The 12,796-nt window shown below is 69.6% G+C and carries 5 protein-coding genes; 1 reads left to right on the forward strand and 4 read right to left on the reverse strand.

From position 1 onward, the window contains the following. Positions 1 to 14 precede the first annotated feature (14 nt). Complete coding sequence (gene rpoC, locus DT073_RS01125; RefSeq protein WP_124291727.1) at positions 15 to 3,884, reverse strand: DNA-directed RNA polymerase subunit beta'; 3,870 nt, start codon at positions 3,882 to 3,884, stop codon at positions 15 to 17. A 45-nt stretch (positions 3,885 to 3,929) separates the two neighbouring features. Continuing rightward, entirely contained in the window at positions 3,930 to 7,427 is a 3,498-nt protein-coding gene (gene rpoB / locus DT073_RS01130; protein WP_124291728.1) for a DNA-directed RNA polymerase subunit beta, read from the reverse strand. A gap of 297 nt (positions 7,428 to 7,724) precedes the next feature. On the opposite strand from rpoB, the gene DT073_RS01135 reads away from it, so the two are divergent. Next, positions 7,725 to 10,394, forward strand: coding sequence for a DUF4062 domain-containing protein (locus DT073_RS01135; RefSeq protein WP_164478114.1), 2,670 nt, complete (start codon positions 7,725 to 7,727; stop codon positions 10,392 to 10,394). 19 nt (positions 10,395 to 10,413) lie between these two features. On the opposite strand, the gene DT073_RS01140 is transcribed toward DT073_RS01135, so the two are convergent. Together DT073_RS01140 and pxpA are read right to left on the reverse strand one after the other, a co-directional pair. Beyond that, positions 10,414 to 12,009 (reverse strand): 5-oxoprolinase subunit B/C family protein, encoded by a 1,596-nt coding sequence (locus tag DT073_RS01140; RefSeq protein WP_240638671.1) that lies wholly within the window; start codon positions 12,007 to 12,009, stop codon positions 10,414 to 10,416. An 11-nt stretch (positions 12,010 to 12,020) separates the two neighbouring features. After that, complete coding sequence (pxpA, locus tag DT073_RS01145) at positions 12,021 to 12,776, reverse strand: 5-oxoprolinase subunit PxpA (RefSeq protein WP_124291730.1); 756 nt, start codon at positions 12,774 to 12,776, stop codon at positions 12,021 to 12,023. Positions 12,777 to 12,796: the final 20 nt, after the last annotated feature.

Consider the following 12,796-nt stretch of genomic DNA (forward strand, 5'->3'; position numbering starts at 1 on the left):
TGCGGAGATTCGACTCAGTTGTAGGTGCCGAAGTCGTCCGTGGAGAAGCTGTCGAAGTCGACGTAGCTCAGGTCCGCGTCGCTGTAGGCGCCGTCCGAGGCGAAGATGCGGTTGGGGTACCGCTCGCTCTTGGCCTCCTCCGTCGCCTCGACCACGACGTTGCGGTACTTCGCAAGGCCGGTGCCGGCGGGGATGAGCTTTCCGATGATGACGTTCTCCTTCAGGCCCACCAGCGGGTCGCTCTTGCCCTCCATGGCGGCCTGCGTGAGAACACGCGTGGTCTCCTGGAACGACGCGGCCGACAGCCACGATTCGGTGGCGAGCGACGCCTTGGTGATACCCATGAGCTCGGGACGACCCGACGCCGGACGCTTGCCCGAACCGACCGCTTCGCGGTTGATGCCCTGGTAGCGCTTGAGGTCGACCAGCTCGCCGGGAAGCAGCGTCGTGTCGCCGTGGTCGACCACGGTGACCTTCCGCAGCATCTGGCGCACGATGACCTCGATGTGCTTGTCGTGGATCGGCACACCCTGCGAGCGGTACACGCCCTGGACACCGTTCACGAGGTACTTCTGCACCTCGCGGGCACCCATGACGCGCATGACCTCCTTGGGGTCGAGCGTGCCGACCTGCAGGGGCTGACCCACGGTGACGTGCTGGCCGTCCTCGACCAGCAGCGTCGCACGCTTGAGCACCGGGTAGACCACCGGCTCGTCGCCGGAGTCGGGCGTGAGGATGATCTTCTTGCTCTTGTCGGTCTCCTCGATCGTGATGCGGCCGTCGGCCTCCGCGATCGGGGACGCACCCTTGGGGGTACGGGCCTCGAAGAGCTCCTGCACGCGGGGAAGACCCTGCGTGATGTCATCCGCCGACGCCGAACCACCGGTGTGGAAGGTACGCATCGTCAGCTGGGTACCGGGCTCACCGATCGACTGGGCCGCGATGATGCCCACGGCCTCACCGATGTCGACCATCTTGCCGGTCGCCAGCGAGCGGCCGTAGCAGCGGGCGCAGACACCGACGGCGGAGTCGCAGGTGAGCACGGAGCGCACCTTGATGGTCTCCACACCCGCCTCGACCAGCGCGTTGATGACCACGTCGCCGACGTCCGAGCCGGCCGCGGCGAGCACCTCGCCGGAGGCGCTGACCACGTCGGCTGCGAGCGTCCGTGCGAACACGGAGTTCTCGACGTTGGCGTCCTTGACCAGGGTGCCGTCGAAGCCGGGAGCGGCGATCGGCAGCTCCAGCCCCTTCGACGTGCCGCAGTCCTCCTCGCGGATGATGACGTCCTGCGAGACGTCGACGAGACGACGCGTGAGGTAGCCCGAGTCGGCCGTACGGAGGGCCGTGTCGGCCAGACCCTTACGGGCACCGTGCGTCGCGATGAAGTACTCCGCCACCGACAGACCCTCGCGGTACGAGGAGATGATCGGGCGCGGGATGATCTCACCCTTCGGGTTGTTCACCAGGCCTCGCATACCGGCGATGTTCCGGATCTGCAGCCAGTTACCACGCGCGCCCGACGAGACCATCCGGTTGATGGTGTTGTCCTCGGGGAAGTTGTCGCGCATCGCCTTCTGGACCTCGTCGGTCGCCTCGGTCCAGATCTTGATGAGTTCCTGACGACGCTCGGCGTCGGTGGTGAGACCCTTCTCGAACTGCGACTGGACCTTCGCGGCCTGCTTCTCGTAGCGACCCACGATCTCCGCCTTGTTCGGCGGGGTGAGGATGTCGCTGAGCGCAACGGTCACACCCGAACGCGTGGCCCAGTAGAAGCCGGCGTCCTTGATGCGGTCGAGCGTCGCGGCGACCTCCACCTTGGGGTACTCCTCGGCGAGCTTGTTGACGATCTGCGAGAGCTTGCCCTTGTCGGCCTGCTCGCGCACGAACGGGTAGCCCTTGGGCAGCGCGTCGTTGAAGATCGCCTGGCCGAGCGAGGTGTCGACGAGGCCGTGGCGCTCGTAGCCCTCGGGAGCCTCGCCCTCGAGGAAGGCGAGCCCGGGGATGCGGATGCGAACCTTCGCCTGCAGGTCGAGGGTGCCCTCGTCCTTGGCCAGGATCGCCTCGGAGACCGAGCCGAACACGCGACCCTCGCCCGCGGCGCCCTCCTTCACCGTGGTGAGGTGGTGGAGGCCGATGATCATGTCCTGCGAGGGCAGGGTCACCGGGCGGCCGTCCGACGGCTTCAGGATGTTGTTCGAGGCGAGCATCAGGATGCGGGCCTCGGCCTGGGCCTCGACCGACAGCGGCAGGTGCACGGCCATCTGGTCACCGTCGAAGTCGGCGTTGAACGCCGCACACACGAGCGGGTGGAGCTGGATGGCCTTGCCCTCGACGAGCTGCGGCTCGAACGCCTGGATGCCCAGACGGTGCAGGGTGGGCGCGCGGTTGAGGAGCACGGGGCGCTCGCGGATGATCTCCTCGAGCACATCCCAGACCTCGGGACGGGTGCGCTCGACGGCGCGCTTGGCGGCCTTGATGTTCTGCGAGTGACCGAGGTCGATCAGGCGCTTGATCACGAAGGGCTTGAACAGCTCGAGAGCCATCTGCTTGGGCAGACCGCACTGGTGCAGCTTCAGCTGCGGACCCACGACGATGACCGAACGGCCCGAGTAGTCCACACGCTTTCCGAGCAGGTTCTGGCGGAACCGGCCCTGCTTTCCCTTGAGCATGTCCGACAGCGACTTCAGGGCGCGGTTGCCGGTGCCCGTGACGGGGCGACCACGACGGCCGTTGTCGAACAGCGCGTCGACGGCCTCCTGCAGCATCCGCTTCTCGTTGTTGACGATGATCTCGGGGGCACCGAGGTCGATCAGGCGACGGAGGCGGTTGTTGCGGTTGATCACGCGACGGTAGAGGTCGTTCAGGTCGGAGGTCGCGAAGCGGCCACCGTCCAGCTGCACCATCGGGCGCAGCTCCGGCGGGATGACCGGGACGACGTCGAGCACCATCGAGGCGGGGCTCATGCCGGTCTGGAGGAAGGAGTTGACCACCTTCAGGCGCTTGATCGCGCGGATCTTGCGCTGACCCTTGCCCTCGGCGATCTGCAGGTGCAGGCTCTCCGCCTCAGCGGCAAGGTCGAACGCCTCCAGGCGGCGCTTGATCGACTCGGCGCCCATGTGGGCCTCGAAGTACTGACCGAAGCGGTCCTGCAGCTCCTGGAAGATCTCGTCCTCGCCCTTGAGCGAGCCGACCTCGAGGGTGCGGAAGTCCTCCCACACGCGCTCGAGCTTGGCGATGGCGTCGTCGGCCTGCTTACGGGCCTGCGCCATGTCCTTCTCGGCGGCGTCCTTGACCTTCTTCTTCTGGTCGGCCTTGGCGCCCTCCGCCTCCAGGGCGGCGAGCTCCTCCTCCAGCTTGGAAAGGCGCGCGGCGATCTTGGCGTCCCGGCGGTCGCCGAGCGTCTTGATCTCCAGGCGGATGTTGTTCTCCTGCGTGGCGAGGTCGCGGTGGCGCGCCTCCTCGTCGACGGAGATCACCATGTAGGCGGCGAAGTAGATGACCTTCTCGAGGTCCTTCGGCGCCATGTCGAGCAGGTACCCCAGGCGCGAGGGCACGCCCTTGAAGTACCAGATGTGGGTGACCGGGGCGGCCAGCTCGATGTGACCCATCCGCTCGCGGCGGACGGAGGACTTGGTGACCTCCACGCCGCAGCGCTCGCAGACGATGCCCTTGAAGCGGACGCGCTTGTACTTGCCGCAGGCGCACTCCCAGTCGCGGCTGGGCCCGAAGATCTGCTCTCCGAAGAGGCCGTCCTTCTCGGGCTTGAGCGTGCGGTAGTTGATGGTCTCGGGCTTCTTGACCTCGCCGAACGACCAGCGGCGGATGTCGTCGGCCGTGGCGAGGCCGATGCGAAGCTCGTCAAACGTTGTTGCGTCGAGCACTAGTTCTCCTGTTGTCAAAAGTGGGTTGCGGTCGGCGTCGACGGATCAGATCTCGTCGATTGACGACGACTCGAAGCGGCTCGAGATGTTGATGCCGAGCTCCTCAGCGGCGCGGTACGCCTCGTCGGTGCTGTCGCGGAGGCTGACCACGGTGCCGTCGGCCGAGAGCACCTCGACGTTCAGGCACAGCGACTGCATCTCCTTCATGAGCACCTTGAACGACTCGGGGATGCCGGGCTCCTGCAGGTTCTCGCCCTTGACGATCGACTCGTACGCCTTGACGCGGCCGGGGATGTCGTCGGACTTGATCGTGAGGAGCTCCTGGAGCGCGTACGCCGCGCCGTAGGCCTCGAGTGCCCACACCTCCATCTCACCGAACCGCTGACCGCCGAACTGCGCCTTACCACCCAGCGGCTGCTGCGTGATCATCGAGTAGGGGCCGGTGGAACGGGCGTGGATCTTGTCGTCCACGAGGTGGTGCAGCTTCAGGATGTACATGTACCCGACGGAGATCGGTGCCGGGAACGGCTCACCCGACCGGCCGTCGAACAGCTGGGTCTTGCCCGACGAGTCGATCAGGCGCACACCGTCGCGGGTGAGCGTCGTCGAGTCGAGCAGACCCGCGATCTCCTCCTCGGCGGCACCGTCGAACACGGGGGTCGCGACCTTGGTGCCGGGGGCGGCCTCGCGAGCCTCCTCGGGCAGGCGCACAGCCCACTCGGGGGTGCCCTCGACCTTCCAGCCCTGCTTGGCGATCCACCCGAGGTGGGTCTCCAGCACCTGGCCGAAGTTCATGCGACCGGGGATTCCGAGGGGGTTCAGGACGACGTCGACCGGCGTTCCGTCGGCGAGGAACGGCATGTCCTCGACCGGCAGGATCTTGGCGATGACGCCCTTGTTACCGTGGCGGCCGGCGAGCTTGTCGCCCTCGGTGATCTTGCGCTTCTGGGCGATGTAGACCACGACGCGGCGGTTGACGCCCGAGCCCAGCTCGTCGTCGCCGTCCTCGGCGTTGAACTCCTTAACGGCGATGATCGTGCCCTGCTCACCGTGAGGAACCTTCAGCGAGGTGTCGCGCACCTCGCGGCTCTTCTCGTTGAAGATGGCACGCAGCAGCCGCTCCTCGGCGCTCAGCTCGGTCTCACCCTTCGGCGTGACCTTGCCGACGAGGATGTCGCCGGGGCGGACCTCGGCACCGATGCGGATGATGCCGCGCTCGTCGAGGTCCTTCAGCAGGTCGGGGCTGACGTTGGGGAGATCACGGGTGATCTCCTCCTTGCCGAGCTTGGTGTCGCGGGCGTCGACCTCGTACTCCTCGATGTGGATCGAGGAGAGGGTGTCGTCCTTCACCAGCTCCTGGCTGAGGATGATGGCGTCTTCGAAGTTGTGACCCTCCCAGGTCATGAACGCCACGAGCAGGTTCTTGCCGAGCGCGAGCTCGCCGTTCTCGGTCGCCGGGCCGTCGGCGATGACCTCGCCGGCCTCGATGCGGTCGCCCGCCGAGACGATCACGCGCTGGTTGTAGCTCGTGCCCTGGTTGGACCGGTCGAACTTGCGCAGGAAGTAGTCCTGCGTGCCGCCCTCGTCGAGCTGGACGGTGACGACGTCGGCCGACACCTCCATGACCACACCACTCTTCTCGGCGGTGACGACGTCACCGGCGTCGACGGCGGCGTAACCCTCCATACCGGTTCCGACCACGGGCGACTCGCTGCGCAGCAGCGGCACAGCCTGACGCTGCATGTTCGCACCCATGAGCGCGCGGTTGGCGTCGTCGTGCTCGAGGAAGGGGATGAGGGATGTCGCGACCGACACCATCTGGCGCGGCGAGACGTCCATGTAGCCGATCTCGTCGGCGGGGATGAGGTCGACCTCGCCGCCGATCTTCCGCGCGAGGACCCGGTCCTCCTGGAAGTGGCCGTCCGCCTTCAGGGGGGCGTTGGCCTGGGCGATGATGTAGTCGCTCTCCTCGCTGGCCGTGAGGTAGTCGATCTGGTCGGTGACCTTGCCGTCGACGACCTTGCGGTACGGGGTCTCGATGAAACCGAACGAGTTGATGCGGGCGAACGAGGCCAGCGACCCGATCAGACCGATGTTCGGGCCTTCCGGGGTCTCGATCGGGCACATGCGGCCGTAGTGCGAGGGGTGGACGTCACGGACCTCGACGCCGGCGCGCTCGCGCGACAGACCGCCGGGGCCCAGCGCCGAGAGGCGACGCTTGTGGGTCAGACCCGCGAGCGGGTTGTTCTGGTCCATGAACTGCGACAGCTGAGAGGTGCCGAAGAACTCCTTGATCGCGGCCACCACGGGGCGGACGTTGATCAGGGTCTGCGGGGTGATCGCCTCGATGTCCTGCGTGGTCATGCGCTCGCGGACGACGCGCTCCATGCGGGAGAGTCCCGTGCGGACCTGGTTCTGGATGAGCTCGCCCACCGCGCGGATGCGACGGTTGCCGAAGTTGTCGATGTCGTCGACGTCGAGACGGATCTCGACGTTCTTGCCACCGCGCACACCCTCGAAGGTCTCGTCGCCGCGGTGCACGCGCACGAGGTACTTGATGGTGGCGACGATGTCGTCGACGGTCAGCACCGAGTCCGACAGCGGAGCATCCAGCCCCAGCTTCTGGTTGATCTTGTAGCGACCGACCTTCGCCAGGTCGTACCTCTTGGGGTTGAAGTAGAAGTTGTCCAGCAGCGCGCGGGCGGCCTCGGCGGCGACCTGCTCGCCCGGACGGAGCTTGCGGTAGATGTCGCGGAGCGCGTCCTCCTTGGACAGGATCGTGTCCTTGGAGAGGGTCTCCTCGATGGAGTCGAAGCCGCCGAACTCGTTCAGGATGTCTTCGCTCGACAGGCCGAGGGCCTTGAGGAACACCGTGACCGACTGCTTGCGCTTGCGGTCGATGCGGACGCCCACCTGGTCGCGCTTGTCGATCTCGAACTCCAGCCACGCACCGCGGCTGGGGATGATGCGCGCCGACACGATGTCCTTGTCGGAGGTCTTGTCGGGGGTCTTGTCGAAGTAGACGCCGGGCGAGCGCACGAGCTGCGAGACCACGACACGCTCGGTGCCGTTGATGATGAACGTGCCCTTGTCGGTCTGGAGCGGGAAGTCGCCCATGAAGACCGTCTGGGTCTTGATCTCACCGGTCTGGTGGTTCATGAACTCGGCCTCGACGTAGAGAGGGGCCGCGTAGGTCTTGCCGCGCTCCTTGCACTCTTCGATCGAGTACTTCTCGGGCTCGAGGTAGGGGTTGGTGAACGAGAGCTGCATGGTCTCGCTCAGGTCCTCGATCGGCGAGATCTCCTCGAAGATCTCCTCCAGTCCGCTCATCTCGGGCACATCGGTGCGACCGGCGGCCTTGGCCTCGGCCACCCGGGCTCGCCACTGCTCGTTGCCGACGAGCCAGTCGAAGGACTCGGTCTGCAGCGCGAGAAGGTCGGGAACCGTCAGCGTGTCGGAGATCTTCGCGAACGAGAGCCGCGATGCGCCGCGGCCGTTCTTCGGGGTGGTGGTGGGATTGGATGCGTTGGGCGCAGCAGCCAAGGGATAACCTCCGTGAGCCCGGATCGGGCTTCGTTTCCTTGTCGTCAGGTGGAGTGCTCAGTCCTCCCCGAAGCCTGCACGTCGCTCACCGCGGTGAAGCGGGGGCGTGCAGTCACAGCCGACCACCATATGAGGGCAGGGGGAAACCAAGAGCGCAACTACCAAGCATAGTCCGGATGACGCGCCGTGTCCAGCGCGATCCTTGACGAGTTGATGTTCCTCGGGTATAACCCCGCGAAAACCCCCGGCATTCCCCGACATCTGGCGGAGAACCCCTGGTGGGACCATGATGTCTGCATGACGGGGGGCGACGCCGCCACCGCCGGGCTCGTCGAGTCCGCGACCGTGACGGGGCACGAGCGGGTGATCCGCACGCCCGACCAGCGCCTGCGGATCTTCGTCAGCTCCACCCTCCGCGAACTCGCCGACGAGCGCGTCGCGGTGCGCAGCGCCATCGAGGCCCTGCGTCTGGCGCCGGTGATGTTCGAGCTCGGCGCCCGGCCGCATCCGCCCCGCGCGCTCTACCGCTCGTACCTCGCGCAGAGCGACGTGTTCGTGGGGATCTACGGTGACAGCTACGGGTGGGTGGCGCCGGAGGAGGAGGTCTCGGGTCTGGAGGACGAGTACAACCTCGCTCCCCGCGAGATGCCGAAACTCATCTACATCCGCGCCTCCGAGCACCGCGACCCGCGCCTGGTCGCCCTCATCGACCGCATCCGCGAAGACGACACCGCGGCCTACCTCTCCTTCACGTCGATCGACGAGCTCCGCGACCACGTCCGCGACGACCTGGCCACGCTCCTCGCCGAGCGCTTCGATGCCTCTCGTCCCCTCGCCGATCGAGAGATCTCCGATGTCGTCCCCGCCGCGGCGCCGAAGGTGCCCGTCCCCTACACCTCGACGATCGGACGGGAGGAGGATGTCGCGGCGGTCCGCGACCTCCTCACCGGGTCCGCCCACGTGGTCAGCCTCATCGGCCCCGGCGGAGTCGGGAAGAGCCGGCTGGCGATCGAGGTCGCCCGCGCGAGCGAGGACCTCTTCCCCGACGGGGTGTACTTCGTCCTCCTGGAGGGCGTGCTCGAACCGGGACTCGTCGTGCCCACGATCGCCTACTCCCTCGGCGTGCGCGACAACGGCGAGGCCCCGCTGGAAGAACGCATCGCCCGGGCACTGTCCGGCCGTCGCGTGCTCGTCGCCCTCGACAACTTCGAGCAGGTGATCGAGGCCGCTCCGCTGCTGGTGCGCCTCTCGCACGCCTCGCCTATGGCGACCTTCCTCGTCACCAGTCGCATCGTGCTCCACATCCGCGGAGAGCAGGTCTACGACGTCTCGGGGCTGCCCGTGCCCGACTCGTGGACGCGCGCCACGAGGGAGCGGGTGCGCGACACCCCCGCGTGCCGCCTGTTCGCCGACCGCGCGAGCGCGGTGAGTCCCGACTTCACCCTCTCCGACACCAATGCGCAGGATGTCGCCGACATCTGCCGTCGCCTGGAAGGCCTGCCGCTGGGCATCGAGCTGGCGGCGGCGAAGGTGCGGGTCCTCGGCACCCGCGGGATCGCCGAGCGCCTGGAGCAGAGCCTGCCGCTCCTGACCGCGGCGGTGCGCGACCTCCCCGACCGGCACCGCACGATGCGGGCCACCATCGAGTGGAGCGTGAGCCTCCTGCCGGCCTCGCAGCGCGCCATGCTCGAGGATCTCGGCGTCTTCGCCACCCGGTTCACGTTCGACGCGGTGGAGGCGATCGGACGGAGCCGACCCTGGGGCGCAGGGGCGATGGAGGATCTCGCGGCGCTCGTCGACTCCTCGCTGGTCAAACCCGTCGACGTCGACGGGCGTCCGGTGTTCTCGCTGCTGGCCCTGGTGCGCGAGTACGCGGTGGGGCGACTGAAGGAGCGGGGCGACGCCGCCGCGGTGCGGACCGCGCATGCCGATCACTACCGCGAGCTCGTCGCGCGCATCGCCCCCCGGCTGGGCGGACCGGGGCAGGCGGACGCGGTCGCGGAGCTGGGCCTGGATCTGCCGAACCTCCGCGCGGCGGTGCGTCACCTCATCCACACCGACCGGCTCGACGACGCCGGAGACTTCGCATGGTCGCTCCTCATCTACTGGTGGGTGGCCGGCTTCTTCGCCGAGGTGCGGGTGTGGATGCTGGAGCTTCTCGGCAAGGACCAGCCGATCACCCAGCACACACGCGCGGTGGCGTGGTTCTTCGCCCTGTGGGGCGAGATGTGGCAGCGTCCGAGCGAAGAGGCGGTGGCCGGTCTCGGGGAGTGCATCCGGCTGTTCGAGGAGAGTGGCGACGATGATGCCGCGGCGATGGCGCTCGCCGCGCGGGCGACGGCGCGGCTCCAGCTCGAGCTGCCCGACCTCGACACCGCCGACCGTGAGCTCACGACCGCGGTCGAGCGGCTCCACGACCTCGGCAACACCTGGGCCGAAGCCATCACCGAGGTCGCCCGCGGACGACTTGCGTGGCTCCGCGGGCTCACCGACGACGCGCTCGGACACTTCGACCGCGCCACCGCGGCGGCCGCCGCCGGCGGCGACCTCTTCACGACGTCGGTCGCCGGCAATCACCTCGCGCGACTGCAGCTCGTCCGCGGCGAGATCGACACCGCCGAAGCGCAGTGCGTGCGGACACTCCTGGTGTCGCTGCGCCTGCACTTCGAAGAGGGGATCGCCTACGGACTCGAGGGGCTGTGCGCCGTCGCCGCGGCCCGTGGGGACGGTGAGCGGGCGGGCGCGCTGTCGGCGGTGGCCGCCGTCATCCGCCACCGCATCGGCGTGTTCGATGCCGAGGCCTTCACCGTCCACACCCCTCAGCTGGACGCCATGCGCGCCGCCGACCCCGATGCGGTCGCCGCCGGGGAACGTCGCGGCGCAGAACTCACTCTTGCCGAGGCGCTGGCGCTGGCCCTTCCGGCCGACGCACGGGCCGAGGCATCGTCGCTGGTCGCCCGCTGGTGAGCCGAGGAGCGACCGCCGCTCACTCGGCCGGTCGCGCGTGGCGGAAGCGGATGCGGCTGCCCGGCCGGGCCTGGGCGAGAGCGTCGCGGGCGGCATCCGCCACGACCGCGATCACAGGGTAGCCGCCGGTGACCGGGGCATCGGGTCCGAGGATCGTCGGTCGACCGGAGGGCGGCACCTGCAGGGCGCCGGGCACCATCCCCTCGCTCGGGAGTTCGCCGCTGCGCACGCGGGCGAGAGACGGACCGTCGAGGCGGATGCCGACGCGGTCGGCGGCGCCCGAGACGGTCCACGTCGCCTCGAAAAGGGTCGCGCGGGCATCGTCGGTGAACCAGTCCGCGCGCGGCCCCGGCGCGAGGTCGATCTCGAGGTCGTCGCCGTCGGGCGCGCCCCACGGCGCGTCGGGGGCGGGCGGGACGGGGGCGTTCGGGTCGGCGCCGACGCTCAGCACGCAGCCCGCGGCGAGGGGGGCGGGCCCGAGACCCGAGAGGATGTCGGTGGCCCGCGACCCGCGGACCACCGGCCCGTCGACGCCGCCGCGGAGGGCGAGGAGTGCCCGCGCGCCCCGCTCGATCCACCCGACCTCGAGCTCGACGCCGGCGGGCCAGCGGTGCGCCACGTACGGGTCGATGTCGCGCCCCGCGAGCCGGAGCGGACCGCCGCCGCCGGTGACGGCGAACACCAGGTCGGCGCGGGCGACGGCGCGGAACCCGCCGAGGGTGATCTCGATCGCCGCCGCATCCTGGGGGTTGCCGACGAGACGGTTCGCGGCGCCGAGCGCGCGGCGGTCCATCGCCCCCGAGCGGGAGATGCCGAGGGCCGCCGAGCCGGGACGGCCGAGGTCCTGGACCGTGGCGAGCAGTCCCGGCTCCTCGACGCGGAACCCCCGCCCCGTCCCCGCCCCCGCTCCCGCTCCCGCCCCCGCTCCCGCCGCGAGGGTGCGCTCCTCCCCCGCGAGGGTGCGGTCCTCACCGGCGAGGGTGCGCACGTTCCCGGCGAGGGTGCGCTCGCCCCCCGCGAGGGTGCGGAACCGCACCCGCATGCCCGGGACGAGGAGCGCCGGATTCTCGCGCGCAGGGTCGAAGAGCGGCGCGTCCGTCGTGCCGAGGAGTCGCCACCCTCCGGGGGTCTCGCGCGGGTAGGCCCCCGAGAACACCCCCGCGACCCCCACCGCCCCGGCCGGGACGCGGGTCCGCGGGGTGTCGAGCCGCGCCACGTCGAAGGGCCACTCATCGCTGACGAGGTACCCGAATCCGGGCGCGAAGCCGGTGAACGCGACGGTCCAGGTCGCGGCCGCGTGGCGCTCCGCGAGCTCCGATGCCGACACTCCGAGGAGCGCCGCGGTCGCGTCGAGGTCGGGGCCGTCGTAGCGGATGTCGACCACGACCTCCGGAGCCGCCGGCGCGTCCGCCGTCGGGGCGGCGGCCGTGGCATCCGTCACCCACGCCCGCGCGCGCGACAGGCTCAGCACCGCGGGGTCGACGGTGATGAGCACGGTGCGCGCCGCGGGGACGATGTCGACGACCCCCGGCGGCACCGCGGCGACGAGGCGGGCGTGAAGCGACAGCACCTCGTCGAGTCCCGCGACCTCGACGAGCATCGCGCGGTCACCCATCGGCAGCATGTTCACCACGGCGCCCGCACGGCGACGCCGGCGTCATCCAGCGCGCGTCGCACCGCCTCTCCCATCGCCACCGCGGCCGGTGAATCGCCGTGCAGGCAGAGCGACGCCGCCGCGACGGTCAGCACCGACCCGTCGGCGGCGACGACCTCGCCCGATCGCGCCAGCCGGACCGCCCGCTCCGCAGCCGCCGCCGCGTCATCCAGCACCGCACCCGCTCGCCCCCGGGGCACGAGACCCCCGCCGGGCAGATATCCGCGGTCGAGGAACGCCTCGACGACGAAGGGCAGGCCGGCCGACTCGGCCGCCCAGGCGATCTCCCCCGGCATCCCGAGGATCGGCACGGCGCGTCCCTGCGACGCGGCGAGCTCGGCGACCGCCTCGGCCACCGCCCGCGCCGCCCCCGCGTCGGCGGAGACCGCGTGATAGAGGGCCCCGTGAGGCTTGACGTACCGGATGTCGGCCCCCGCCGTCGCCAGCGACCGGAGCTGCACCGCGACCTCGGCCCGCAGATCCGCCGGAGCGAGCGCCATCGGCACCCGGCCGAAGTTCACCGGGTCGGGATAGGACGGATGCGCCCCGACGGCCACGCCGTGAACAGCCGCGCGTGCCACCGCCTCGCGCATCGACCTCTCATCGCCCGCGTGTCCGCCGCAGGCGATGCTGGCGCTGGAGATGACGGCGAACATCGCGTCGTCGTCGGCCGTCGGCATCCCGTCGACCGTCTCACCCAGGTCGGCATTGAGGTCGATCACGCCCATGTCTTCACGCTACGCCGCGC

It is taken from the genome of Microbacterium sp. ABRD28 (assembly GCF_003850245.1).
Classification (GTDB): domain Bacteria; phylum Actinomycetota; class Actinomycetes; order Actinomycetales; family Microbacteriaceae; genus Microbacterium.